The 25,031-nt window shown below is 47.2% G+C and carries 23 protein-coding genes; 5 read left to right on the top strand and 18 right to left on the bottom strand.

Annotated features, from left to right (window positions below; all coding sequences use genetic code 11):
• Window positions 1–4 precede the first annotated feature (4 nt).
• Entirely contained in the window at window positions 5–1,192 is a 1,188-nt protein-coding gene (coaBC, locus tag BN6539_RS10825) for a bifunctional phosphopantothenoylcysteine decarboxylase/phosphopantothenate--cysteine ligase CoaBC (RefSeq protein WP_067537870.1), read from the bottom strand.
• A gap of 242 nt (window positions 1,193–1,434) precedes the next feature.
• Here coaBC and BN6539_RS10820 point away from each other — a divergent pair, with 242 nt between their 5' ends.
• A complete protein-coding gene (locus BN6539_RS10820; protein ID WP_067537867.1) occupies window positions 1,435–2,664 on the top strand; it encodes an AAA family ATPase in 1,230 nt (409 codons plus the stop codon).
• Window positions 2,664–3,311 carry an RloB family protein gene (locus BN6539_RS10815; protein ID WP_067537864.1) on the top strand — a complete coding sequence of 216 codons (648 nt, stop codon included), beginning with the start codon at window positions 2,664–2,666 and terminating at the stop codon, window positions 3,309–3,311. Before BN6539_RS10820 ends, BN6539_RS10815 begins: the two co-directional genes overlap by 1 nt.
• Window positions 3,312–3,504: 193 nt before the next feature.
• On the opposite strand, the gene sigG is transcribed toward BN6539_RS10815, so the two are convergent.
• The 12 genes from sigG to larC form a co-directional block, all read right to left on the bottom strand.
• A complete protein-coding gene (gene sigG, locus BN6539_RS10810; protein ID WP_067537860.1) occupies window positions 3,505–4,275 on the bottom strand; it encodes an RNA polymerase sporulation sigma factor SigG in 771 nt (256 codons plus the stop codon).
• A 73-nt stretch (window positions 4,276–4,348) separates the two neighbouring features.
• A complete protein-coding gene (gene sigE, locus BN6539_RS10805; protein WP_067537857.1) occupies window positions 4,349–5,056 on the bottom strand; it encodes an RNA polymerase sporulation sigma factor SigE in 708 nt (235 codons plus the stop codon).
• A complete protein-coding gene (locus BN6539_RS10800) occupies window positions 5,040–5,879 on the bottom strand; it encodes a sigma-E processing peptidase SpoIIGA (RefSeq protein WP_067537853.1) in 840 nt (279 codons plus the stop codon). Before BN6539_RS10800 ends, sigE begins: the two co-directional genes overlap by 17 nt.
• Window positions 5,880–6,153: 274 nt before the next feature.
• Complete coding sequence (locus BN6539_RS10795; protein WP_067537850.1) at window positions 6,154–6,933, bottom strand: nitroreductase family protein; 780 nt, start codon at window positions 6,931–6,933, stop codon at window positions 6,154–6,156.
• 342 nt (window positions 6,934–7,275) lie between these two features.
• On the bottom strand, window positions 7,276–8,757 hold the full coding sequence (locus BN6539_RS10790) for a 4-hydroxyphenylacetate 3-hydroxylase family protein (RefSeq protein ID WP_067537847.1): 1,482 nt from the start codon (window positions 8,755–8,757) through the stop codon (window positions 7,276–7,278).
• A gap of 12 nt (window positions 8,758–8,769) precedes the next feature.
• The gene (locus BN6539_RS10785) at window positions 8,770–9,714 is read right to left on the bottom strand and encodes a 3-hydroxyacyl-CoA dehydrogenase family protein (protein WP_067537846.1); all 945 of its coding nucleotides are present in this window, start codon (window positions 9,712–9,714) and stop codon (window positions 8,770–8,772) included.
• A gap of 64 nt (window positions 9,715–9,778) precedes the next feature.
• The gene (locus tag BN6539_RS10780) at window positions 9,779–10,696 is read right to left on the bottom strand and encodes a cyclase family protein (protein WP_082907461.1); all 918 of its coding nucleotides are present in this window, start codon (window positions 10,694–10,696) and stop codon (window positions 9,779–9,781) included.
• Between the two features lie 427 nt (window positions 10,697–11,123).
• Entirely contained in the window at window positions 11,124–12,401 is a 1,278-nt protein-coding gene (locus BN6539_RS10775; protein ID WP_067537843.1) for an amidohydrolase, read from the bottom strand.
• A complete protein-coding gene (locus tag BN6539_RS10770; protein ID WP_067537840.1) occupies window positions 12,398–13,888 on the bottom strand; it encodes an aminotransferase-like domain-containing protein in 1,491 nt (496 codons plus the stop codon). Before BN6539_RS10770 ends, BN6539_RS10775 begins: the two co-directional genes overlap by 4 nt.
• Before the next feature lie 80 nt (window positions 13,889–13,968).
• Complete coding sequence (locus BN6539_RS10765; RefSeq protein WP_067537837.1) at window positions 13,969–15,255, bottom strand: MFS transporter; 1,287 nt, start codon at window positions 15,253–15,255, stop codon at window positions 13,969–13,971.
• 244 nt (window positions 15,256–15,499) lie between these two features.
• Window positions 15,500–16,348 (bottom strand): BKACE family enzyme, encoded by an 849-nt coding sequence (locus BN6539_RS10760; protein WP_067537833.1) that lies wholly within the window; start codon window positions 16,346–16,348, stop codon window positions 15,500–15,502.
• Window positions 16,341–17,099, bottom strand: coding sequence for a nickel pincer cofactor biosynthesis protein LarC (larC, locus tag BN6539_RS10755; protein ID WP_067537830.1), 759 nt, complete (start codon window positions 17,097–17,099; stop codon window positions 16,341–16,343). Before larC ends, BN6539_RS10760 begins: the two co-directional genes overlap by 8 nt.
• Window positions 17,100–17,298: 199 nt before the next feature.
• Between larC and BN6539_RS10750 the strand changes: the two genes are divergently transcribed.
• From BN6539_RS10750 to BN6539_RS10740, 3 genes are all read left to right on the top strand, one after another.
• The gene (locus tag BN6539_RS10750) at window positions 17,299–18,840 is read left to right on the top strand and encodes a sigma-54 interaction domain-containing protein (RefSeq protein ID WP_067537827.1); all 1,542 of its coding nucleotides are present in this window, start codon (window positions 17,299–17,301) and stop codon (window positions 18,838–18,840) included.
• A 71-nt stretch (window positions 18,841–18,911) separates the two neighbouring features.
• Window positions 18,912–19,193, top strand: coding sequence for a type II toxin-antitoxin system RelB/DinJ family antitoxin (locus BN6539_RS10745; protein WP_067537824.1), 282 nt, complete (start codon window positions 18,912–18,914; stop codon window positions 19,191–19,193).
• Window positions 19,177–19,458 (top strand): type II toxin-antitoxin system YafQ family toxin, encoded by a 282-nt coding sequence (locus tag BN6539_RS10740; RefSeq protein WP_330385070.1) that lies wholly within the window; start codon window positions 19,177–19,179, stop codon window positions 19,456–19,458. Before BN6539_RS10745 ends, BN6539_RS10740 begins: the two co-directional genes overlap by 17 nt.
• 109 nt (window positions 19,459–19,567) lie before the next feature.
• Here the strand turns inward: BN6539_RS10740 and BN6539_RS10735 are convergent, their stop codons facing one another.
• The 5 genes from BN6539_RS10735 to BN6539_RS10715 are packed head-to-tail and all read right to left on the bottom strand — an operon-like array spanning window position 19,568 to window position 24,228.
• Complete coding sequence (locus BN6539_RS10735) at window positions 19,568–20,098, bottom strand: nitroreductase family protein (protein WP_067537821.1); 531 nt, start codon at window positions 20,096–20,098, stop codon at window positions 19,568–19,570.
• An 11-nt stretch (window positions 20,099–20,109) separates the two neighbouring features.
• Entirely contained in the window at window positions 20,110–21,288 is a 1,179-nt protein-coding gene (locus BN6539_RS10730) for a thiolase family protein (protein WP_067537818.1), read from the bottom strand.
• Between the two features lie 14 nt (window positions 21,289–21,302).
• The gene (locus BN6539_RS10725; RefSeq protein WP_067537814.1) at window positions 21,303–22,637 is read right to left on the bottom strand and encodes an MFS transporter; all 1,335 of its coding nucleotides are present in this window, start codon (window positions 22,635–22,637) and stop codon (window positions 21,303–21,305) included.
• A gap of 38 nt (window positions 22,638–22,675) precedes the next feature.
• Window positions 22,676–22,936, bottom strand: coding sequence for a hypothetical protein (locus BN6539_RS10720; RefSeq protein ID WP_067537811.1), 261 nt, complete (start codon window positions 22,934–22,936; stop codon window positions 22,676–22,678).
• Window positions 22,936–24,228, bottom strand: coding sequence for a DUF362 domain-containing protein (locus BN6539_RS10715; RefSeq protein WP_067537808.1), 1,293 nt, complete (start codon window positions 24,226–24,228; stop codon window positions 22,936–22,938). The genes BN6539_RS10720 and BN6539_RS10715 overlap by 1 nt, the downstream gene beginning before the upstream one ends.
• Window positions 24,229–25,031: the final 803 nt, after the last annotated feature.

Here is a 25,031-nt window from a genome sequence, read left to right as displayed (position 1 = left end):
GCCCTTATCTATTCATGATTTCGTCGATGATGGCCTTCGCCACCTGGTCTTTGCCCATCAGCGTGAGTTCCTTGATGTCGTCCCTTGTGATCATGGTAACCAGGTTGGTGTCCGTGCCAAAGCCTGCTCCTGCGTCTTTCAGATTGTTGGCTACAATCATGTCGGCGTTTTTCTTCAGCAGCTTTGCCTTGGAATTTTCCAGCATATTCTCGGTCTCCATGGAAAACCCGCAGAGGAACTGTCCTTCTTGCTTGTGTTCTCCCAGGTGCATCAAAATATCCTTCGTCCGTTTCATGGCAATGGACAAATCTCCGTCTTTCTTCTTGACCTTCTGGTCGCTGACTTCTGCCGGCGTGTAATCGCTGACTGCAGCGGCTTTGATGATGATGTCCTGCTCATCGGCTCTTGTAGTCACAGCTTCAAACATATCTGCCGCGCTGGATACCTCCACTACATTTACAAACATCGGGGGTTCCGCTGTGGTCTGCGCTTTGACCAGGGTCACTTCTGCGCCACGCAGCATACATTCCCTGGCAAGGGCAAAACCCATTTTTCCCGTGGAATGGTTGGTGATGAAGCGGACCGGATCCATGGATTCCCGGGTAGCGCCTGCCGTGATCAAAACCTTCTTTCCCGTCATATCCTTCTCACAGGCGATTTCTCTTTCTATATAGCGGAACAGAACCTCCGGTTCCGGCATTTTCCCGGCTCCAACATCGCCACAGGCAAGGTAGCCGGATGCAGGTTTGATAACCTGGATTCCGTAGCGCTGCAATGTGTCCATATTGTCCTGTGTGATGGGATTTTCGTACATGTTAGTGTTCATCGCTGGTGCCACGATCTTAGGGCGTTTGCAGGCCAGAAAAGTGGTGGTCAGCATATCGTCAGCCAGGCCGTGAGCCAGTTTTGCCATAACGTTGGCCGTCGCTGGCGCGACCATGAACACATCAGCTTTTTTTGCCAGAGCCACATGCTCTACGTTATGCTGAAAGTTGCGGTCAAAGGTATCCGTGATACATTTGTTGCCTGTCAAAGTCTCAAAAGTAATGGGGTTGATGAAGTTACAGGCGTGGGAAGTCATAATGACGTGAACCTCTGCGCCCTCTTTGACGAGGCGGCTTGCAAGGTATGCGCTCTTATATGCCGCGATGCCCCCGCTGATGCCCAGGAGGACGGTTTTATTCTTAAGCATGTTTGTAATCTCCTTATGTAAATGCATTGTCTTCGTTTCCAATGGAGACAGTATACCACTGCGTCTCTGATTTTTCAAGAGAATGTGGTCTTGCCGTCTTTCTAACCTCTTCACACCTGACACATAAACCAAACTGATTTAATTTAAATGCTTTATTTTATAATTTTAATTCCCCATTTTCGTTGTATTTTCTCATAATTAGGGGTATAATATTTTTTATCCACTATTTAAGGAGGAATGATATGCTAATTCAGTTCAGTGTAGAAAATTATTTGTCTATCAAGGAAAAGGTGACCTTTTCCTTGCTCGCAAGCAATGACAAGGAACACCCAGGCCACTTAATCTCATCAGACAAACGAGCCAACTATCTAAAATCTGCAGTAATCTATGGAGCTAACGCATCTGGAAAATCTAACATTTTAAATGCTTTTTGGTTCATGGTGGATTATGTTTTAACATCTCACGAAAGGCAGTTAAACAAATTGACTGGAAGGGTTCCATTCAAGTTTAGTGAGCAAACGTTTTTAGATCCCAGTAGATTTGAAGTAATTTTCACCGTGAATGGAATCCGTTACGACTATGGTTTCTCCGTCACCGAAAAAGAAATAACAGAGGAATATTTATACCATTACCCCCTGGGACGACCAGCTTTAATCTTTGAAAGAAAACATACAGATCAGTACCGTTTTACTTCCGATATTGATTTGCAGAACAGCCTAAAAGACCGAAACTCGCCAAATAAACTCTACTTGTCAACAGCCGCCAACTGGAACTATGACAAAGTGAAGCCAGCATTTCAATGGTTTGCATCTTGTATCGTCCTTTGTAAATATAGCAGCCTCGATAATTTCATCTTGGATTTTACAAAATTAAGGAATGAAGTTTACTGTTCGCAAATTGTCGAAATGCTTCAGATTGCAGATTTAGGGATAAAGAGCCTTCAGATTAAAAATCCCGATGAGGTAGTCGATTACGGCTTAGATTCCTTATTTTCAGAGAATCATAGAAATTACCGTAATAGAGTTGATGCTGTTCATCAAGTATCAGATGATCACGGTAATTTATCCACTTACAAGCTCCGTATGGATGAAGAATCCGATGGAACCAACAGTTACTTTAAACTCGTCGGCCTTATAAAGGACACTTTAGAATCAGGGGGATTACTAATTGCAGACGAAATTGATGCACACCTCCATCCTCTCTTGACAAAACATATCGTCTCTTTATTTAATAGTGCAGAGCAAAACCCCAATGGAGCTCAGCTTATTTTCACTTCTCATAACACAAACCTGCTCGATCTTGACATTCTCCGTCGCGATCAAATTTGGTTTACGGAAAAAGACGACAAGACCGCAATAACAGACTTATTCTCGCTCTATGACTTCTCTGTACGTAAAGATGCAAAAATAGAAAAAAATTATTTAATCGGTCGATATGGTGCAATTCCTTTTATCAAGGGAGGAATACTCTGATGACAAATGGAAAAATTGAAAAACGTGGTTCCAGGCGTAGAAAAGTCAAACCCGTTACACTAATTGTAACCGAGGGATCTCAAACAGAACCGAGGTATTTTGACTATTTTAGGACAAGGCAGAAAAATATAGAAATTCAAATTATTGGCAACAAGCAAAAAGGCTCTAGGACTGATTATCTCAGTTTGGTGAAAAAAGCGATTGAGTACAAAAATAAGAACCAAATTTCCACTTCCTATGGTGATCAGATTTGGATTGTTGCTGATGGAGATGTAAATTACAACAACCCTGATCCTATTCGTTTAAAAAACACCCAGTTGATGAATGCTAGAAACCTGGCTGCAAAAAACGACATCAACATTGCTCTGTCTAATCCATGTTTTGAACTGTGGTATCTAATGCACTTTAAGTATTCTACAAGCTACTTGAAAGATTACAACGCAGTGGCTTCATTGCTGAAGAATTATATATCTGATTATGATAAAAAATTCGATATAGCCGAAATATTATCTCCACATCTTACCAATGCAATACATAACGCTGCAAAATTGGAAGACTACCATAGGGACAATGGTAAGTTGCAGCCCTTTGGAATTGACGCCAATCCTTTTACAGATGTCTACAAACTAATTAAAACATTAATATAATTCTATAAAAAACGAGTGCATGACGGAGCGTTGCCCCTATGCACTCATGTCGCCCACAAGGGGCGACTCTTCGTAAGGTACATTCTTTGAAACATACGGAAATACGTCCTTCAGACGATATTTCCTATGTTTTAAAAAAAGGACTGCCACGCTTGCATGGGCAGTCCTCAATAAAAGAAGGATATTATAATTATTACACATATTTACGCATATATTTCAATGCATTCTTTTCCAGTCTGGATACCTGAGCCTGACTGATGGATATTTCCTCTGCTACTTCCATCTGGGTTTTCCCTTCAAAGAAGCGCATGGTCAGAATATGCTTTTCTCTCGGAGAAAGCTTATTCATCGCCTCAGAGAGAGAAATATTTTCAATCCATTTTTCGTCAGTATTCTTCGTATCCTGCACTTGGTCCATGACGAAGACTGCGTCCCCATCATCGTGGAAAACCGGTTCGAAGAGGGAAACTGGTTCCTGGATGGAATCCATGGCCAGTACCACATCCTCGCGAGGTACGTCAATTTCTTTGGCGATCTCTGAAATCGACGGTTCTCTGGACAGTTCACTGCTGAGCTGCTCCTTTGCCTGCAGCGCCTTGTATGCGATATCCCGCAGGGATCTGGATACCCTGATGCTGTTGTTATCGCGAAGATATCTGCGCACTTCGCCGATAATCATCGGCACTGCATAGGTCGAAAATTTTACACCATGACTTAAATCAAAATTATCCAGGGCTTTAATCAGCCCGATACAGCCTACCTGAAACAGGTCGTCGGGGTTTTCTCCCCTGTTGTTAAATCTTTGGATTACACTAAGTACCAATCTCAGATTTCCTGTTATGAATTTTTCTCTGATGCTCGTGTCGCCTGCCTTGATTGCCTGCAACATTTCCTGCATTTCCCAGTCTTTATACACGGGAAGCTTTGCGGTATTGACACCGCAGATCTCAACTTTATTTGCCATATTTCACCAGCCTGCTTTCATAAATTTTGATATGTATATGTTGTGCACGCAGACCGTAAATAATCGTTGAAATTTATCCCAGTTTTTGCACTTCCCGTTGAAGCCGTTCGATAATTTTTTTCTCCAGCCTCGATATGTAACTCTGTGAAATACCCATGGCATCAGCCACTTCTTTTTGCGTCATTTCTCTGCCGGTTTTCAGGCCAAAACGCATATCCATGATCTGTTTTTCCCGGTCAGAAAGCTTTGTCAAAGCGTGATAGAGGAGCTTTCGATTGACCTCTTCTTCAAGCCGCGTGCTGACAACGTCGTTCTCTGTTCCCAGGATATCGGACAAAAGCAGTTCGTTGCCGTCCCAGTCCACGTTCAGCGGTTCGTCCAGCGATACTTCGCTTTTACGTTTCACATCCCGGCGCAGATACATCAAAATTTCATTTTCAATGCATCTGGACGCATAGGTGGCGAGCTTGATGTTCTTGTCTATCTTAAAAGTATTGACAGCTTTGATCAATCCTATAGTCCCGATAGAAATTAAATCTTCCACATTGACGCCTGCATTCTCAAATTTCTTTGCGATATACACCACCAGCCTCAGATTGTGCTCGATCAAGACTGCCCTTGCATCCATACTCCCTTTGGCGTATTCTTCGAGCATCCTCATCTCTTCATCCCTCTCAAGCGGCGGCGGCAGTACGTCGTTTCCGCCTATGTAAAATATACTCTTTCCTGAAAACCCCAATAATTTCAGGAGAAAATTCCTGGCCTTAGTCAAACTTAGCATATATACCCCTTTCTAGCATACTTCCAGGCAGAAGTATCTGTCGCTCATTTCCCCCTGTGGGCCAGAGGTCTTCACTCACGGCCAGAACAGGCTTCTTTATCATCTTTCCCGGAATTTTTACATAATCGGCTTTATAACCGTCCAGGATTCCCGTTTTCACCCCTACGGCGTTGTATGGAATCACAGTGTATCTGACGCGCGCATCTTCTATGCCTGCCAGCATCTGCTCCATCAAAGCTTTGCTCACCACAGCTACGGGCCTGCCCGTAAGCGGTTCTTTCAAAAAGTTGCCTGAATCTATAAACCCTTCCAGGTTCCATTGCTTATCCCCCATACAAACAATCGTCTCTACGGCACTTCTTTCTTCTTGGCGCTTCGCTTTGATTAAGCTGACGGTGAGCAAAACGATGAGCATCCCAGCAATTGCAGCTGACGTCACAGTCAGATATGTAATATGCGGCATGTACAGTCCCTCCGCAGTTGTGATCCCTTCCCAGCTAAAAGCGGTTAACAGCGCTATGGTTATCCCTCCATAGAGGAAAGTGACAATTAGAAAGAGAATAGCATTGAAAACCATTCTCTTTAACAATCCTTTCCCAAATGCGAGCCAGGTAATCAGCCCTGCAAAAATTATTTTTCCTGCCAGTGACAAAACCCCTGCAATGCTGGTAAAAATAACAAAGGAATAGATGCCGCAGCAAATGCCGCATAAAACGATCCTCCACCGTTTCAACTCTTCCCCAGCAATTCTGCCAGTAAAATAAGTGATGATAATTCCTGTTATGAAGTTCTCTAAAAAAAGATACTCCCCATAGATAACCAAAAGAAAAACTCCCCCCTAGCTGGTACTTAATAAGTATAGCGAAAGGAGAGTCAGAAATTTGTCAAATCGTGACGCTCTGCAAGAATTTATTTTGATGATATTCTGTCCAAAGAACAAGAGGTGATTTGCATGACAGAATTCATGCTGAACTCCCCGTCTTTGAGGCCCTAGCCCGGTTTGCATAGCAAATCGCTGGCAGGTCTCATGCAAGAAATGCCCAAAACTTTGATTTTGTGCGTTTTACTGCTCGCCGGATTGGAGTTCATCGTATACATCATTTTCTAATAACATCAGCCTCTTTCCTCGGTGCAGATCTTAAATAGGTCACAGCAGGATAACCTGCCAGCATACATGCCGATACTGGTCTTCCCATCGTCTGCAGCCATTCTGCCGCTCCAGGAACCATGTTGGCAGCTCTGACCATATAACCATTATACATAACCCCTAGGCCCTGGGCGACAGCCGCCAGCTCCATGTTCTGCGCTGCCATGCCGGCATCTACCGGCCTGTCAGTAACTACGAAAATGATTGCCGGCGCGTTGCGAAACAGGTAGTCGTCAGCCGGATTTTCTGCTTTCTTCTTCAGATGTCCGGCATACCGCTCAATGTCGGGATATTTCTCCGGACTCTTTGCCATCTCGGCCAGTCCATTCCAAATCAGCTCTTTGAATTCCGCCAGTCTCTCCTGTACTACGATAAAACGCAGGTCCTGATAGTTGACTGCGGTGGCAGTATATCTTCCCGCCTCAAAGAGCAAATCCAGCTTATCTTCTTCGATAGACCGCTCTTGATACTTACGAATACTCCTGCGTCCTTTAATGGTATGTAACAGGGCCTTACTGTCCACAAATGCTGCCGGATTTATCTCCTCAACGTCCTCCATGTCTACTCCAGAAAGCACAGGTGCTTTTACTGGGCAGATCGCATAGCAGTGGCCACAGGCTATGCAGGGCCGCACTGCCTTTGCCCTGCCGTCTTTTATCATAATCGCATCCGAAATGCAGTCAACTATGCAACGGCCGCATCCCGTGCAATTGTCGTTTATTCTAACCATTATAGCGTCCTCCTTGGCTTCTCCATACTCTATTTCCAATATGCTTCCGACAGTGAAAATTCATTCGTGCTCTGATTAAACAGCATGCTCTTCACCTCCGGACTGTTACGTTCCAAAATATCGCTCGTTTGATCGCTTTCTTCTCTATTGTACTCCATTTAAACAATTTTGACTATAAATTCAACTGCATTTTCTGTTGGCTGCCATAAAGTTCGGTTACAGAAATCCGTTTTTTGTAGGTTCGAGCTAAGTATTCCAGCTGCTTTAGGGCATCTTGTTATCTATAGTACAAATTATCAGGTAAACAAAACCGGAGACGCGATTGTCTCCGGTCTTTCCTCTCTATGATCTTTTGATTCCAGCAATGATCTTTGCAAATTCTTTCTTTTGTTCAATATTTCCTTGTCTGCCGATCATGATTCTCTGCGCCTGTGGAGATCCGGCGCCGTGCATGGACTCCGTTCGATAGCCTACGGCAGCGCTGCCCAGACAGACGTTTTCCAAGAACCGCAGTACACGCATCCGGTCTTCTGTGCTCACGTCACTTCGTCCCGCAAAGTATTTGTTGCAGATGTCGCCTACCGTTTCACCATTCTTACCGACCACAGTATCAGATGTAAAGTCTTTCTGGCTCGGCATGGTCACCATCAGTCCGCCTGCGATATCTTCCGCAAGACGAACGATTTCATATGGAAACCTGGTGATATTCTGTTTGCATACATTGGCCAGGAGCAGGTCAATCTGATAGTTTCCGGCCTTGGTCTTGCAGCCTTCGCAGGAGCAGGCGATGCCACAAGAATAAAGTGTCTCATTGAGGTGGGTCATTTCAATCAGCTTCTCTTTCACAGCAGAGGCTTTTTCAGAACCATTGTATTCTGCTGCTAAGGCCGCCGCACCGATGACCACGTCGCCCACGCCCACTTTGCAGCCGCCGTAACTCTGTCTATGATATCCGGCAAAACGCTCCACCATCATGCCGGCAAAATCGTATTCTCCTGCCATAAAGACATATTCATTTGGAATAAATACATCGTCAAAGACGACCAAAGCTTCCTGCCCGCCGAACTTGCGGTTTCCCACATCGATGTCGGCGTCTTCCTCCATTTTCCTGGTATCGCAGGACTGTCTGCCATAAATCATGTATAGTCCCTCTGCATCGCTAGGGCAGGCAAAGGAAACTGCATAGTCTCCGTCTGCCTCTCTCATAGCGATGGTCGGCATAATAATGTGCCAATGGGAATTGATAGAGCCGGTCTGATGCGCCTTTGCACCTCTTACCACGATGCCGTCTTCCCGCCTCTCTACGATATGAAGGAACAAATCCGGGTCGTCCTGCTGGTGCGGCGCTTTCGCGCGATCGCCCTTGGGATCCGTCATAGCACCGTCCACCGTCAGGTCTTCTTCCTGTACCATTTCCAGGAATTTCACAAATCTATCGTGATAGGCTGTTCCGTATTTTTCATCTATTTCAAAAGTGGTAGAATAGACAGCGTTAAAAGCGTCCATACCGACACACCGCTGAAAACAGCTGGCCGTCTTCTGTCCCAACAGCCTCTGCATCTTCACCTTTTTTATCAGATCGTCGCTGCTCTGATGGAGATGAGTAAACCGGTTGATGGTCTTTCCTGTGATATTGGATTTCGCTGTCATGATTTCTTCGTATTCCGGGTTCTGTGCCAGGGCATAGGTCATGGCTACACAGTTGATGGAAGGTCTGATAATGGGATGATCCACCCAGTTGTCAATTTTCTCACCAAACAGATAAACCCTCGTATTCAGTTTTCGCAGACTCTCAATATATTCTGCTGCTGTCATTAATGCCATATTTTCCTCCCTTTATATGCGGTCAAGGACCCGAGCCACTTTGATTAAGCCTTCAATCAGATTTTTCTGTGATGCCTCCATATCCTCCTGGCTCCACTTCATGAAACCTTCGCCGGTTTTAAAACCCAGCTTGCCTTCGTCCAGTTTTTCTTTGAGAAGTGGCGACGGTTTTGTCGAACTCTCAATGTGCGGAAAAAGGTAATCGTGGATGCTGTAAGTCAAGTCGATGCCGCCGGAGTCGATGACTTCCATGGGCGCCATGACTCCCAGCCTCATGCCAAATCCATTTTTTACGGCTTTGTCCACATCCTCCGCCGTTGCAATACCGTTTTCCACGATAGAAATCGCTTCTCTAAACAAGGCGTGCTGCATCCTGTTTGCCAAAAATCCCGGCACGTCCTTCTGTACGATAACGGGGCATTTACCCGCTTCTTCCAGAAGTCCATAGGTCGCTTCCACCACCTGCTCTGAAACATATTCCGTCTTGATGACTTCCACCAGAGGCATCAGATAGGCCGGTTTCCAGAAGTGGGTACCGATGATCCGTTCCTTGTAGACTGCCTTTTCGGCAATTTCCGTCACGCTGATGGCCGATGTGTTGGTTGCCAGAATCGTGGTTTCCGGGCAAAGTCCGTCCAGCTTGGCAAAATAGTCCTGTTTTACTGCCAGGTTTTCTACGATACATTCAAAGATCACGTCTGCAAACTCTGCCGCTTCTTCCAGGCTCTCTGTGCAGGATACTCTTTCTAAAATTTCCGGTATCGTGTCACTTTCGATAACCCCGTTGTCCGCCAGAACCTGCAGCCCTTCTTTCATGGTTTCTAGGGGCTTTGCCCTCTCTTTGTCATCGTAAACATAGATGATTTTGACTTGGTGTCCCTTCATGGCAAAGGTCTGGGCGATGCCTGTCCCCATGACCCCTGCCCCGAGAATGGCCACCTTCTTCTTATTGTCCATTTGCTTTAACCTTTCTTTTTATATGATAAGAGAAATCCCGCCAGGCGGAATTTCCCATTGAATTTTAATATACGCCGTATGGATATACTTTGTCAGGTACGTCTTTGTTGACTCTGTCAGACGGAACAAATGCAACGGCACGAACGATGGTACCGTCACCCATGTACCAGCGAAGCGGGAATGCGCAGAATAGGAATCTCTGGTTGGTTACCTTGTCTAAGTCGCCGCCCAGGTTCTCAATGCCCATGACATTGTTGGCCATGAGAATGTCGTGGCAAGGCTCCCACTCAGGGAAATCATCCTTTGCCGGATGTCCGTGCAGCTCCTCGTATTCTTCTGTAATACGCGGAACATATGGACCAGGGCCGTGGTCTGCAGCATAGGTGTACAGAATGTGGTCGATGGCCTGCATGTCAAAGCCGACGCCTCTTACATGATGTTCAACGAACCATTTCGCACCTTCGATGGAGAGGCCTGGGCTGTATGCGAAGTAATCGTCGTTTTCACCCCAGCGTCTGTGCGTACCGGTATTCAGCAGAACCCAGTCTCCCTCTTTGATTCCGCCCGGAACCTTTTTCGCAGCCTCTTCGATCTCTTCTACGGTAATCAGTTCCCATTTTCCCTTCGGGATGTCTAGGCATACAGCTTCTCCAAAGTAGTTCTGGATCGGCAGCTCATGGGTGAACGGGCTTTCCGGAATAACATGGGCCGGAGAATCAGCATGGGTAGAGTTGTGCATATGGAAATCATTGAATGTCTGCAGTAATCTGTAGTGCATCGGCATATGCTGTACTCTGTCTATATGGAAGTCTCCGTTGGAAGGCCAAAGCGGATTGCCTCTGCCAAACGGGTTGGACAGATCGATCAGTTCAAAGGATCCATCCTTGAACATATCAAAGATGCTTCCATCATAAGGTTTTTTCCAATCATCGGTGTGCGCAAAGCACTCTTCACGTGTGTGTCTTACAGCAATTTCTGACATAATAGTTCCTCCTTGAATTTTGGTAGTTATAATTGCCCCGGGCGAAGGAAAGTTTCGCTCTTTTGGTAATATATAAAGCAAATGTCGTGCCAAATCCCCGGCACGCGGGGTGGAATCCGCATACAGTTGGAACGACAAGGGTTTCGCTCAAGCTTAGATTTACTTCCGAAGCCCTATGCCGCCCAGACTGTTGCAAATGTGGCAAATCGTTGCAATGAAGCAACGTCTCTAACTCATCATCGCTGACTGTTCCTACATCAGCTATTCCATGTCCGATAGAATCGAGATTTGCCGTCGCTTCCCCTAAAGAAGCATCCCAGTTAAACGACGGGTGCACTGCGGGTATATGTAGTCATTAAACAAAAAACACCGCGCTCTGCTGCTGACGGAAAAATCAACTGCAAAGGCGGCGCCTTTTATTTAAATCTTACCTATTCAATTCTTCTACTGCATGCACCAGCATCTCGATGGCTGCCGGAATCGCTTCTTCGTCCAGGTCAAATTCCGCATTATGCAGAGGCTGTGTGGTATCGGTTCCGATGCCCACATAGGTGGCGATACCGCCGTTTGCCTGCACTTTGTTCATCATGACAGAGGCGTCATCCGTGCCGCCGACGCTGCCTTCAAAATAAATCTTCTTGAACCAGTTTACTTGGCCAGCAGCTCTTTTAATGATCTCCATCATAGCATCGTCACTTTGAGCAGCTGGGATTTCACCAAAATCAATATAAGTGTACTCCATATCATAAGCTTTGGCCGAACCGTCCAGGATGTCAAATACACGGCCCCTGACATATTGGGAAATTTCCTGGGTCTGTCCGCGGTATTCGATACTCATGAAGGCGGTGGGCGCTATGGTGTTGACCACCACGCCTGCATCCAGCTTTCCGACGTTCACTCTGCATAGACCGGCTTCATGAGGCGCTATGGCGTGGAGATTCATAGCTGCGGAGCAAGCCGCAAGCAAGGCGTTCTTTCCTTCCTGTGCCGCGCCGCAAGGGTGAGCGGCTCTGCCGTGAAAAGTCACATCCAGCTGGCAATCGCTGAGGAAGTCTTTACAGCCGCAGCAGAGGGTATTCGATGGCAGCGGACGCCCCTCACCCGTTAAGGCCATATGTATCGAGATAAAGTTTTCGGCATCATCCAAGTGGCCTTTGTCCACTATGGCCTGGGCGCCGTTATAGCGCTCTTCTGCAGGCTGGAAAATGATTTTGACCTTTCCTTTCAGCTCATCCTTCCTCTTCAGCAGCGCATCGGCAAGGCCAAGGCCAACAGCTGTATGCGCATCGTGTCCGCAGGCGTGGACACATTCTGCATTGCAGGAGATATAACCCTCGTCAAAAGGACGAAAGCCTGGATTTGGCGGTTCTTGGTACGGAAGGCAATCGATGTCAAATCGAAATGCTGTCACGGGACCTTCTTTCCCGGTATCCAGAATAGCGATGACGCCAGGATAACCCCCGGTCCGCTCCACATAAGCCGGCGCAGCGCCCTGGGCAATCGCCCTTTCCTTTTCCGCCGCTTTTTCCTCTTCACCGAGCATTTCAAAAGAAATGGTCTCTTCGTTTAGCACATCTTTTCCCATCAGACAGGAGTAACCCATCGTCTCCAGGATTTCTGCAACCCGCGCACTGGTCCGAATTTCTCTCCAGCCGATTTCCGGGTAATGATGAAATTCTCTTCGGTATTCTACAAACTGATTCATTCTCTATTTTCCTCCCCACTTTCTTTTCCTTCTTGACGCCTGCACTCGTCCAGGGCTTCCCCCAGCAGCAATACGCCGCGGCGAATCTGGTCGTCAGTAACATTTGAAAAGCACAGTCTGATATGACCGCTCTTTTTCCTATTGTTCTCATAAAATACCCAGCCGGGTACCACGAGCACTCCCTTCTCCGCCGCTTTTTTGCACAGCGCCCGTTCATTGATATCATCAGTCAGCGTACACCAGAGGAGAAGGCCTCCTTTTGGTTTTTGATAGGAAATGCCTTTGCCAGTTATTTTATCTAGTTCGCTGCAAAGCAGCTCTAATTTGCCTTTATATTCTTTTTGGACAATCTTAACGTGGTTCTCATAGTGACCCGAATTGATGTATTCGTTGAGAAAATACTGCCCGATTCCACTAACTGCTGTTTCATCTACACTCAAGGCATATCCCAGCATATCAATCAAGTCTGCGGGCCCTACGGCATAACCGATTTTCATCATATACGGAAATATCAGGGTGAAAGAATAGATGTAAATCACCAATTTATTCGTATCGAGAGTGTAGAGGCTAGGCAGCCTCTTTTCATAAGCAAAATCCCATTGATAATCCTCTTCAATTACGGGTACGTTGTAATCGTTAGCAAGTTTCAGCAAAGTCTGGCGCTTTTTTAAAGACATGGTGACGCCAGTAGGATTGTGATAGTTGGGTAATGAGTAGATAAACTTTGGCTTGTACTTTCTGATGGCTTCTTCCAGCATATCCATTCTCATACCGTCCTCTTCCATGGGTATGCCGATGACGTGAATGCCGCGATTGTAAAAAATACTGAAATTATCCGGAACCATGGGAGTTTCAGCGACAATGCAGTCCCCTTCTCGTAAGTAGAGCATCATCAAATAGCTGATAATTTGGTTGCTCTCTGCCAATATCTGCACGTTTTTTGGCGTCACATAGATATTCTGTTCTGTCAAAAGACGGCAAATATTTCTCCGAAGCAATTCTGTCTCATTATAGAATCCCGCCATACTGCCCTTTTCACTGCAGTCAAAAATTTTCTCAACAACGGATTTCATATCCTCTACTGGATTTAGCTGGCGGTTCATAATCATTCCGCCGAAAGAGATGGTTTCCCTTTTTTCAGATTTCCAATAAACGTCGTTGAAGGTTTTCTCTGCTTTCCGGAATTCATAACGAAAAGCCTTTTCTAGCGGAAAAAATCTCTTACCGAATTTCTGTGCCTCCTGCGCGGCTTTTACAAAATAGCCTTTCGGCTTTTCTCGAGAAACCACCACCAGACCGTCTGTAATCAACATATCATAGGCTTTGATGACCGTATTTCTGTGAACGCCAATTTCATCTGCCAATCTTCGTTCCGCCGGCAGTTTAAACCCGTTTGACAATTCCCCCGACAAAATCTGTTCTTCGATTTTTCTGGTGATTTGCTGATAAACAGGCACGCAACTGCTGCGATCTATTTTCAGGTCCATTCTATCACATCCTTATAAACGCCCTGTATACAAAAGGCTTTTTACGCCCAAATGTGCGTAAAAAGCCTCTGCTCATTTATTTAAGCGGCTGCATTTTCTTCTGCGGCCTGTCTCGCTTTTACTTTTTTCACATATCTGTCCCAAACAGTCAGCATGACGATACCGACAACCATAATGATTGCGATTGCAATGAACATGTAACGATATCCGCCGTCTCCGAAGGTATCCAGAATCTTGCCTGAACAGAATGGAACGATGACTTCTGGCAGATATCCGACGGTACAGACAAGACCAATTGCAGTACCAGCTACTCTGATTGGAACGCCGCCTTCTTCCATCATGGAGAAGACCAGGCTGTAACCGCCATACATACCGGCGTAAATCATGATGCAGAGCGCGATAAACAAGGTGGAACTCATATTGTTCATGATGACCATCAGAAAGGTGCCGATTGCCATCATTGCAAAGGTTACATACATGACTTTTGACCTGCCCAGCTTGTCCGCAATGATACCGCCGCCAAAAGAGGCTACCGGTCTTACATACTGAGCAGCGATGGTAACGATGGCGCCGGCAGTGGCGGCCATACCAAAGTTGGATGTAGCATACGGTGTAAAGTAATAGAATGCGATATTCATAACATAGGTGCAGCAGAGGATGGACGACAGAATCCATACTGCCGGCATCTTGATGACTTCAAGGACCTGTGCCACGCTGATTTTTTCCTGTTTCGGAGCGGATTCAAGAGTTTCTGCAGAAGGTTTGCTGTCTTTCATCAAAATGAACAAGAGAACACCTAAAACAATGGCAACGATGGAATAATAAGTAATGACACCATTTAGTCCTGCTAAATCGCTGGAAACTTTGCTGAAATAACCAAAGATGGAGACGATGGCCACGCCGTCTATAGCATACACGATGCCTCTGCCGCCGTCCATGAAACCGTAGGCTTTGCTCTGTTCATTGTCGTTGGCAATTTCGCGCAGGCTCTTCAGCAGTGACGGCCAAAATGCGAATAAAGACGTAAATCCCCACAATGCATAAATGCCCAGAAGCATGATATAGCTCGGATTCAGCAGATGCAGCAATCCGCCTAAACCTGTCAGTACCAGGGAAACAGACATTAGTTTTCTAGTCGATACCATATCGGCTACAACACCGCCAAACAAATAAGAAATCATACCGAAGATACCGAACATAGATCCAAAGGTACCCATCTGGGTGTTGGTTAAATTATATGTTTCCAGGTATGCGTCATAAAAGTACGATCTAAAATATGGCAGACCGTAAATCATGGCACCTGCAATGGTTATGACAACCAGGTGAAACATGTGCTTTTTCAGTTTTGATGTGTTTTCTGCACTCATTGTTTTTTCTCCTTTTTGATTCAGTTCTTAACAAATAATAATTGCACAATTTTCTTAATTATACGAGAAAGAGGCTTGAAGTAAAGTACCAAAAACAAATAAAAAAAGCGGGTTCGATAGTCCAAAACCCAAGGCTGACTCATCCAAATTAGAAAAAGCGTATATAGCAGAATCTGTTCACTTTCCTTGTCATATAAAAAAGACTGCTTTAGAAAAGCAGTCTTTCTCTTTGCTGTAATTAAAGTTATTTTAATCCGAGTATTTCTCGTGCTTCATCCGGGGCAGCGATGGTCTTTCCCACTTCTGCAGCCAAGCGCTTTACTCGCTCTACAAACTGTTCGTTGGACTCGGCCGGCTGTCCGGCATTGTAGTAGACGTTGTCCTCAAGGCCGACTCTCACGTTGCCGCCCAGAGCCAAAGCCGCCATCATGACCTCGTTTGCGCCCCTGCCGATGCCAAATGCGCTCCAGGTGCATTTTTCCGGCAGATGGTTGACCAGATAGACCAAATTTTCCGTCGTCGCCTCCATGCCTCCAGGTGCGCCCAGGCAGAGCTGGAAGTGGGCAGGTTCTTCGATGATGCCCTGCTTGATGTAATACTTGGCCGTGTTCAGCATGCCGATGTCGAAGACTTCGATTTCCGGTTTCACCCCTGCCGCAATCATCTCTCTGCCGCAGAGTTCAAGGAACTTCGGTTCATTCATGAACACCACGCTGTTGAGCCAGTTCATGGTACCGGCATCGAAGGAGGCCAGTTCCGGTTTCAGCTCTTTAAAAGGTCTGATTCGTTCCTCCCAGGTAAAGCCCTGTCCGCCTGACGAAGTCAGGTTGAGAATCACCGGGCACTCCGTTTTTCTTATCAAAGCCACGGCTTCTTCAAATTTGTCAAAACGCATGCTGGCGCTGTCGTCGTCATCTCTCACATGGATATGTACAGCCGAAGCACCTGCTTCATAACAAGCTATTGCAGATTTTGCAATCTCCGCAGGCTGGGTCGGAAGATTCGCATTGTCCGCCTTTGTCGTCACCGCTCCTGTCAATGCAGCAGTGACAATTACTTTTTTCTTATCATTTAACCTTCTTGTCTCAAACATCTTCTCTCTCCTCACATAAAATCAATTCCAGGGGCGGCAGGCCGGTGTCTCTCTTTCCGCAGCCATATCCCCGTTTCAAAACATTACCTTGTATATCATCCCATCCAAAGCTGTCCGCAATCCCAGCCAGAATAGAAGCGCCTGTCGGTGTTAAGACCTCCTGGGGAATCTCCGATCTGTAATGTGGGATTTCGGCATCTTCCAAAATCTGCTTTACCGCTGGCGCTGGGACCGGCAGGGTTCCGCAGGCGCATTTCACTTCTCCGTAGCCGGTTGGGACATGCTTTGACGCCACTTCATCAGCATCCATATAATCGCAGCAAATCGCCGTCCCGACAATATCCACGATGGAGTCCACCGCCCCGGCTTCGTGAAACTGAACCTTGTCAATTGGCACTTCGTGTACCTTCGCTTCCGCTTTGGCTTTGATGTCAAAAATTCTCCTGCTCAGAACTTTGACATTATTGCTCAATGCGCTGTTGTTTATCATATCTACAATCTGCCTGTAATTGCGATAAACCCCGCTATAGGGCGCTTTATGCAAATTCGTCCTATCCTTCAGTATCACATCTACATCAGTAACCGATTTCTTTCCAATCATTTTCTCTTCGATAGAAAGTTCAAATTCGTCAAGACGCAGCCTGGCCAGTTTCTCTTTGAGATGGTCAGCCGGCACGCCCATGTTGATAAATGCGCCCAGCATCATATCTCCGCTGAGGCCCGATCCGCAGTTGATGTATAACTTTTTCATAATGCCTCCCCTTTCCACGATCAGCTTTCACCTATTATCTAACGCAAAAATTATGCCACATCAAAATCACTGAAAACTGGGCGATTCATCTGTCTTCACCGTTGCAGGGAAAAAATGGTGTTGCAAAATTACAACAAATTCTTTCAAATACTAACCGCTTTTGATATACTGATAGTAATAGCGAGGAGGAGGAACACATATGGATCAGGTTTTAGCAATACAGAAAGTAAAGGAAAAGATACGCAAAACGCTGGACAGCGGCGAATACCAGGACGGGAAGAAAATGGCCGATTTTCTACAGGAAATCGACCACGATTTAGAGGTATTTCTGGCGCAGGGCATCGACTTCAAAATCGTAGTAGATGCGTTGGACGACAGTATTTTCATTACAGACAAGGAAGGCACCTGTCTCTATGTCAACCCTGCTCATCAGCGCAATACGGAGATTTTGCCGGAAGAAGTCCTCGGACGAAAGGTTTCTGACATCACAGCGGAGGGCAAGCTCTTCACCGGCGGCGCCACCATGGACGTCATCGAAAGCAAAAAGAAGATTTTCCGTCTTTCTACCGTGAATAAGACCAATCCGCCCAGCGTAGGATATGCTGTGGGCGTGCCCATCTTTGACCAGTACGGCGCACTTCACCAGGTGGTGGTCAGCAGCAGGCCGATTCTGACCCTGCAAGCTCTGCAGGAGGATTTTGGCAAGTTCCTGCAGGAAGCTAACGCTTTGAACAAGAGCAAGGAGAACGTCCGTATCCTGGAAAACGCCACGACGCCAGACTTCAAATCCAATAAGCTGGTCGGTTCTTCCTATAGTCTGCAAAAAGTCTGGAACACCATCAAAATGGCGGCTCCCACAGATGCCACCGTCCTGATTACCGGAGAATCCGGTGTAGGGAAAGAAGTGGTCGCTGACGAAATCTACCGGCTCAGCGCCAGAAGCCACAAGACCTTTATCAAGGTCAACTGCGCTTCTATTCCGGCAAACCTGCTGGAATCAGAGCTGTTCGGCTATGAAAGAGGCGCCTTCTCCGGCGCCAATACCAGCGGTAAACAGGGACTCTTCGAAATGGCCGACGGCGGTACCCTGCTCCTCGATGAAATCGGCGACATGTCCATGGATCTGCAGGTGAAGCTGCTGCGCGCCATCCAGACCAAAGAAATCACCAGGGTCGGCGGCACCAAGCCGATACACCTCGACATCCGTTTTATCGCCGCGACCAACAGCGATCTGAAGAAGAAGATTGCGGACGGCACCTTCCGCCAGGATCTGTATTACCGGCTCAATGTAATCCCTATCTGCATTCCGCCGCTGCGGGAACGACTTAACGATCTGGACGAGCTGTGCGCTCACTTTGTCGATGAATACACCAAAAAACACAATCGGGATTTCGTCCTCACCCAGGATCAGCTGGCCATCATGAAGCAGTATACCTGGCCTGGAAACATCAGGGAACTGGAAAACGTCATCGAGTATCTGACTATCTGCGCTTCGGGAACAAAAGAAGTAGCTGACGAAATGTTAAAGGGGCTTCTCGATATCTCCCAGGGAGATGAAGGCGCAGTGGCAAGCGGCACCCTCTCCCAGTCCCTGGAGAATTACGAAAAGGCTTTGATCGAATCAGTGCTGCGGGATTCTACCAGTCTGCGGGATGCCGGCGCAAAGCTGGGTGTCAACGCCTCGACCATATCGAGAAAAATCAAGCAGTACGGAATCGATTATCCGGCTGCTGTGAAATAAAATACATGTGCCTGTTGTATTGACAATAGGCACTTTTTTGATATACTTATGATAAAAAAGGAGTGATTACTATGGCAAAAACAAGTACAAATATTCGCATTGATCTGGAGGTTAAGAAGCAGGCACAGGAGATATTCAGCGAACTGGGTCTTGATATGACAACAGCCGTCAATATTTTTTTAAGACAAGTCATTCAATATCATGGATTTCCTTTTGATGTCAGGCTCAATACACCAAACCCTATTACCATTGAAGCCATCAATCAGGGAGATCGAATGGAAAGAGATCCTGACACTCGTCGTTTTAAGAGCGTAGAAGAATTGTTCGCGGATTTGGATGATGAAGAAGTATGATATCGAAAGAACATCTCAATTTAAAAGAGATTATAAATCAGCAAAAAAACGAGGCTGTAATATAGAATTGCTGAAGCACGTCATTTCTCAACTAGCAAATGGAGAGCCATTGCCTACTGCGTATAATGATCATCAGCTCGTCGGTAATTACAAAGGCTATAGAGAATGTCACATAGAACCTGACTGGCTTCTAATCTACAAGATCAGTGACCACCTGCAAGTATTAAGGTTATATCGAACCGGAACACATAGTGATTTGTATTAATGAACGTATTCATTCTTGGACTCGGTCACTCAGATAGCTGCACGAAAAAAGCAGGGCCAAAACCCACAAGATGGGATTTTGACCCTGCTTTTTTCACGCTTTGATGTTGTTATAATATCACGGTCTCGATTTTCTCTGTGACAAGTTCCCTCGTCTCAGGTTCCTCGCAAGGATAACCCACTGCGATGGCGCCCGTCAGCACAAAATCCTCCGGTACGCCCAGCTTCTCGCAGAGCGCGCGGTTTTCTCTGATGGCGTTGATGCAACCTCTGATATATACGCTGCCTAGACCCAGTTCTGTCGCCAAAAGGTGCATATTCTCGATCAGGCAGGATGCGTTGCACATCGAAACTTCGCGTTCGTCACTGTCCGCTGCAAAGCCGGAAATGACGATCAGCGTCGGCGCTCCGTACAGAGGATGCATGGAAGGATCGCCGAAGAATTTCGCGCCTTCCTGATCGATCTCCGCCAAAAGCTCCCGGCTCTGCACGACCGAGATCTTCAGTGTCTCGTACTTCGCCATGCCCACAGGCGCCGCATTGGCCGCCTGCAGAAGCTGTTTCAGTTCTTCAGGTGTTATCTGCTCCGGCCGGTACGCCCTGCAGGAACACCTCTTTGCAATTGTTTCCATTGCATTCATGTTCTTTTCTCCTATGCCATCTCGATGACCACTGCCGTACCCATGCCGCCGCCTGCGCAGAGAGTCGCAAGGCCATATTTCTGACCGCGTCTGGCAAGTTCGTACATCATGGTGATGACAAGTCTGGCTCCAGTCGCGCCCACTGGGTGCCCCAGGGAGATGCCGCTGCCGTTGACATTGAGCTTGTCATCAGGAATCCCCAGCTCCTTCTGGCAGGCGATGCACTGGGCCGCAAAAGCCTCGTTGATTTCGAAGAGATCGATGTCTTCTATGGAAAGCTCCGCCTTGGCAAGGGCTCTCTGTGATGCGCTGATTGGTCCGATTCCCATGTAATCCGGAGAAACGCCGGTGGTTGCCACGCCTTTGATGCGGGCCAGAATAGGAACACCCAGTTCCTTTGCCTTTTCCTCGTCCATCAAAATCACACCGGAAGCAGCGTCGTTCATGCCGGAGGCATTGCCGGCAGTAACACTGCCACCTTCCTTAAAGGTAGGTTTCAGTTTTGCCAATGCTTCATAGCTGGCATCGCGGCGAGGGTACTCGTCGGTGTCAAAGACGGTCTCGCTCTTGCGGCTCTTTACTGTAATTGGAATAATTTCTTCTTTGAATTTGCCGCTGTCGATTGCCGCCACTGCTCTCTGCTGGGAACGCAGGGAATAGCGGTCCATCTCTTCACGGGTGACACCGTATTTTTCGGCGACATTCTCGGCTGTGATCCCCATGGCTGGACCCACTCCCAAGTTGGTCAGGGAGTCCCACATGGAGTCTCTGAGCTCCATGTGGCCGAATTTCTGTCCATAGCGGGCATTGAATACCATGTGCGGCGCTGTACTCATGCTGTCCGCGCCTCCTGCCATCAGGCAGTCCGCTTCGCCCGCTTTGATCTGATAATAGGCGAACTGGATGGACGACATGGAAGAAGTACAGTTGCGGTGAATGGTGATGCCCGGAACACTTTCCGGTAAGCCAGCTTTTACCGCCGCCACCCTGGCAATGTTATTTTCTTTGTAAGTTCTCTGATAATTGCATCCCCAGATGACGTCTTCAATCAGCGCCGGGTCAATGCTCGCCCGCTCTACCAGATTCTGCATCACAGGAATGGATAAATCCAGAGAGGTTATGGTCTTAAATTGTCCGCCGATGGCGCCGATCGGTGTACGGCAGCCAGCGACGATTACTACATTTCGCATATTTACCTCCTTCATTAAGCGCCCTGCTCCAGCACTTCTTCTTCCTTCTTATAATCCAGATTGTATTTTCTCGTATTCAATACGGAAATCAGTACGAAGTTCACTATGAGTAATACGATAAATACCACATAAGCTCCTCTCAGACTTCCCGTCCACTCAAGGGCCTTTGAGTTAACGATGTAGTTGAGCATCAGTACGATTTCCATGATCGGGAAGTAGATGGAGTATACCAAGTCAAAGTTGTGTCTGCCAAAGACCGATGCAGGCAGGGAAGTCATAAAGTTTGCGGCAGCGCCGATAGCGATTCCTACCATGGCTACGCAGATGTATCCGCCGATGGCGTTATTCATGACGACATTGATTGCCAGTGCCGCAGCATACCAAACCAGATAGCCTTTGATCGCCGTCTTGACACCCAGCTTCTGATCAATGAAACCGAAACCGAAGGATCCTGCCAGACCTACGATGGCGCATACGGTCATCAGGGACACTGCCTGTGTCTGAGAAAATCCGAATTCCATGTTTCTTGGAACCATCTGGCTCATGACGCCGGTCGTTACCAGCTGATTGATGCCCACGATGAGGGCTACCAGCCACATCTCCTTCGTCTTCAGGAGGGAAGATACCGTCCAGCGGCTCTTCGCCTCTGACAGATCCACGTATTCCTTTTCGTAGACTTCCTTGGATACGTTGTCAGGATAGATGGAAAGCTCCTGCGGTGTATTTCTGATGATGAAATAAGCGCCGATGCCGATGACGATGGCCGCAATGCCTGTCACTGTCATACCCTTAGCCATGCCCATGGCGCCGATCAAAGCTGCAATCAGCGGCACATAAAGCGCGCTGCCCAGGTTGTGGCCCATGGTCGTATAGCCGTTTGCCAATCCCTTTTTCTTCGGGAACCACTGGGTAACCAAGTTGCCGCCGCCGATATAGGCTGCGCCGTTGATGAATACGGTTACCAAGGTCAGACCGATAAAATAGGTTGCGATGGTGTCTGCATTTCCATAGAAAATATAAGAGGCGCCGGCAAGTACCAGGCAGATGGAGGAAAGCATTCTTCCGCCGATCTTAGTACAGATTCTGCCGATGACAAAGTAAGCGATAACGCCGATAAAGCCGGCCCACATAGCCAGTTCCAGAAGCTTCGCGTGAAGCGCATTCTGATCAGCAAATCCTAATTTTTCCCAGTTCGCGCCTGCGAAGACGTCGATGACGATGTTCTGTCCATCGATGGAAAAACCGATGAGGAACCAGAACATGATCATGCTGTAGAATATGATCATCCAACCTTTTCCAAAGTTGGACTTGGTGTTTTCAGATTGAAGTTTTGTTGTTTTATCTGCCATTTTTCTTTCTCCAATTTCCATTTAACGATAAGTTATGATTAACTAAATCTCTCATCTGCCGCTTTCATGACCATCTCGTCCCAGGTCTGAAACTCGGTGCTTTCGATGACGAAGTTGTTGAATACGGTTTCAGGATAGACCATGTAGTCGCCGCCCCAGTTGACCATGACGGCGCTGGAGTAGCGGAAATACTCGAAATTTTCAAAGTTGGTATGTTTCTGCATGAACTCGTCGGTGAAGACCATATCCAACAGATTCCAGAATTCTTTCCCCGCTTTGAGACTGATATACCCGTCCATTATTTTGCCTCCGGATTTTCCTTTTTGTATTCCTCGAATTTTTCAAATACATAATCACGCCACACCTGTGCGTCACGCGCCATACACGGACGAATGATTTCATCTTCCTGGTCGCCGGTTCCATCGATGGTTTCATGTCTCTGAATCGTCAAGTAGAGAGCCGGTTCATTTGGAGGGCACCCCAGGATGTGATATGCGTTCGGATGATCTTTCAGGTATTTCTTCGTGCAGTTTCCGTGGAGTACGATTTTTTCATCTGGAATCTTAGCCGGTATCTCGTTGAGTCCGCCGATGACAACGGTCATGCCCGCATTCTCGTCATAAGCATTGACAGCCTTCAGTTCTTCCATGTTGATAGCCAGAAGTGCCTGACAGCTGGAGCATCCGCCCTTACATCTTACATCGTATTCCGGCCATCTGGTACTCATATCGCCGATGTACGGAATCCACATCTTCTTGTAGCAGTCCTTAACAGAATCTCCTACCACGTCGATCTGCTCCATATCATAATTTCCAAGTCCCGTCTCTTCGGCAACCTTGAAATAATCTACGCCTTGCGTATCGATGCCTGTTACTTCGCAGGCAACTCTGTCGATGGCTACCGGGTCTTTTGATCCCAGGATCATGTGCGTGTCGATAGGAACCGGCATGTGCGGGCTGTATCCCGATGCTGCGCGGTGAGCGTCCATGATATTGATATCTGCCTTACATACAGACCAGACGTCCATCATCGCCATAGTCAGGTTCTGTTTGTGCATATCCATATGTACCTTATCCTGTACCACACCTTTAATGTTCTTCAGTGCGCCGGAGAAAACCATAGAAGCATGGGCTTTCAAAATCGGCAGATTGATCAGATGGTCGGCCTCCAGCAGGAATCTCGGAAGCTTGATGGAATCGATATTGGAACGGAATCCTCTGACTGCAACCTTTACCAGATCCTTATCCTTTTTGATGTCGATCAGTTCGACGCCTTCTTCTTCTGCCACGGCCTGAATGCCGCTGACCTTGAAGCACTCCATGGTGTTGCATCCAATAGCAGCGGCTTCTGCTACGATGATCTTAGCAGGCTCTGCCTTTTTCACCTCGCGGATGACGGCTCTCACTACTTCCGGATTGGTGCATACTGAAGTTTCCGGCGGTTCTGCGTGACCGGCATTCGGCTTCAGCACGACTGTTGTGCCCTTGCGGATGACGTTCGTAACGCCGCCCATCAAATCAAATACTCTTGTGACATTTGCCTGGATGTCGTCACTCTTTGCCAGAGCGACCAAAGATTTTGCTTTACTCATATTTCTCCTCCTAATGGTTCTGGTCCCAATTCGTGCAACGAATTGTTGGACAGACCTTATGCTTTAGTGCCCCGCAAGCGACAGCGAGCGGCAAGGCACTAGTCGTATAATGGTTCTGGTCCCAATTCGTGCATCGAATTGTTGGACAGGCCTTATGCTATAGTGCCCCGCAAGCGACAGCGAGCGGCAAGGCACTAGTCGTATAATGGTTCTCGCCCCAATTTACGGAGTAAATTGCTGGGGAGACCTTATGCTTTAGTGCCCCGCAAGCGACAGCGAGCGGCAAGGCACTAGTCGTATAATGGTTCTCGCCCCAATTTACGGAGTAAATTGCTGGGGAGACCTTATGCTTTAGTGCCCCGCAAGCGACAGCGAGCGGCAAGGCACTAGTCGTATAATGGTTCTCGCCCCAATTTACGGAGTAAATTGCTGGGGAGACCTTATGCTTTAGTGCCCCGCAAGCGACAGCGAGCGGCAAGGCACTAGTCGTATAATGGTTCTGGTCCCAATTCGTACAACGAATTGCTGGACAGACCTTATGCTTTAGTGCCCCGCAAGCGACAGCGAGCGGCAAGGCACTAGTCGTATAATGGTTCTGGTCCCAATTCGTACAACGAATTGCTGGACAGACCTTATGCTTTAGTGCCCCGCAAGCGACAGCGAGCGGCAAGGCACTAGTCGTATAATGGTTCTGGTCCCAATTCGTACAACGAATTGCTGGACAGACCTTATGCTTTAGTGCCCCGCAAGCGACAGCGAGCGGCAAGGCACTAGTCGTATAATGGTTCTGGTCCCAATTCGTA

Origin of the sequence: Emergencia timonensis (assembly GCF_900086585.1) — a bacterium.
Lineage (GTDB): Bacteria > Bacillota > Clostridia > Peptostreptococcales > Anaerovoracaceae > Senimuribacter > Senimuribacter timonensis.
The sequence above is the reverse complement of the archived record's forward strand: the minus strand, read 5'-3'. Positions and strand labels throughout refer to the sequence as shown.

Excerpts from the sequence above, each read along its gene's own strand:
- coaBC (WP_067537870.1), bottom strand. The coding sequence starts at position 1,192 with ATGCTTAAGAATAAAACCGTCCTCCTGGGCATCAGCGGGGGCATCGCG.
- BN6539_RS10820 (WP_067537867.1), top strand. The coding sequence starts at position 1,435 with ATGCTAATTCAGTTCAGTGTAGAAAATTATTTGTCTATCAAGGAAAAG.
- BN6539_RS10815 (WP_067537864.1), top strand. The coding sequence starts at position 2,664 with ATGACAAATGGAAAAATTGAAAAACGTGGTTCCAGGCGTAGAAAAGTC.
- sigG (WP_067537860.1), bottom strand. The coding sequence starts at position 4,275 with ATGGCAAATAAAGTTGAGATCTGCGGTGTCAATACCGCAAAGCTTCCC.
- sigE (WP_067537857.1), bottom strand. The coding sequence starts at position 5,056 with ATGCTAAGTTTGACTAAGGCCAGGAATTTTCTCCTGAAATTATTGGGG.
- BN6539_RS10795 (WP_067537850.1), bottom strand. The coding sequence starts at position 6,933 with ATGGTTAGAATAAACGACAATTGCACGGGATGCGGCCGTTGCATAGTT.
- BN6539_RS10790 (WP_067537847.1), bottom strand. The coding sequence starts at position 8,757 with ATGGCATTAATGACAGCAGCAGAATATATTGAGAGTCTGCGAAAACTG.
- BN6539_RS10785 (WP_067537846.1), bottom strand. The coding sequence starts at position 9,714 with ATGGACAATAAGAAGAAGGTGGCCATTCTCGGGGCAGGGGTCATGGGG.
- BN6539_RS10780 (WP_082907461.1), bottom strand. The coding sequence starts at position 10,696 with ATGTCAGAAATTGCTGTAAGACACACACGTGAAGAGTGCTTTGCGCAC.
- BN6539_RS10775 (WP_067537843.1), bottom strand. The coding sequence starts at position 12,401 with ATGAATCAGTTTGTAGAATACCGAAGAGAATTTCATCATTACCCGGAA.
- BN6539_RS10770 (WP_067537840.1), bottom strand. The coding sequence starts at position 13,888 with ATGGACCTGAAAATAGATCGCAGCAGTTGCGTGCCTGTTTATCAGCAA.
- BN6539_RS10765 (WP_067537837.1), bottom strand. The coding sequence starts at position 15,255 with ATGAGTGCAGAAAACACATCAAAACTGAAAAAGCACATGTTTCACCTG.
- BN6539_RS10760 (WP_067537833.1), bottom strand. The coding sequence starts at position 16,348 with ATGTTTGAGACAAGAAGGTTAAATGATAAGAAAAAAGTAATTGTCACT.
- larC (WP_067537830.1), bottom strand. The coding sequence starts at position 17,099 with ATGAAAAAGTTATACATCAACTGCGGATCGGGCCTCAGCGGAGATATG.
- BN6539_RS10750 (WP_067537827.1), top strand. The coding sequence starts at position 17,299 with ATGGATCAGGTTTTAGCAATACAGAAAGTAAAGGAAAAGATACGCAAA.
- BN6539_RS10745 (WP_067537824.1), top strand. The coding sequence starts at position 18,912 with ATGGCAAAAACAAGTACAAATATTCGCATTGATCTGGAGGTTAAGAAG.
- BN6539_RS10740 (WP_330385070.1), top strand. The coding sequence starts at position 19,177 with ATGATGAAGAAGTATGATATCGAAAGAACATCTCAATTTAAAAGAGAT.
- BN6539_RS10735 (WP_067537821.1), bottom strand. The coding sequence starts at position 20,098 with ATGAATGCAATGGAAACAATTGCAAAGAGGTGTTCCTGCAGGGCGTAC.
- BN6539_RS10730 (WP_067537818.1), bottom strand. The coding sequence starts at position 21,288 with ATGCGAAATGTAGTAATCGTCGCTGGCTGCCGTACACCGATCGGCGCC.
- BN6539_RS10725 (WP_067537814.1), bottom strand. The coding sequence starts at position 22,637 with ATGGCAGATAAAACAACAAAACTTCAATCTGAAAACACCAAGTCCAAC.
- BN6539_RS10720 (WP_067537811.1), bottom strand. The coding sequence starts at position 22,936 with ATGGACGGGTATATCAGTCTCAAAGCGGGGAAAGAATTCTGGAATCTG.
- BN6539_RS10715 (WP_067537808.1), bottom strand. The coding sequence starts at position 24,228 with ATGAGTAAAGCAAAATCTTTGGTCGCTCTGGCAAAGAGTGACGACATC.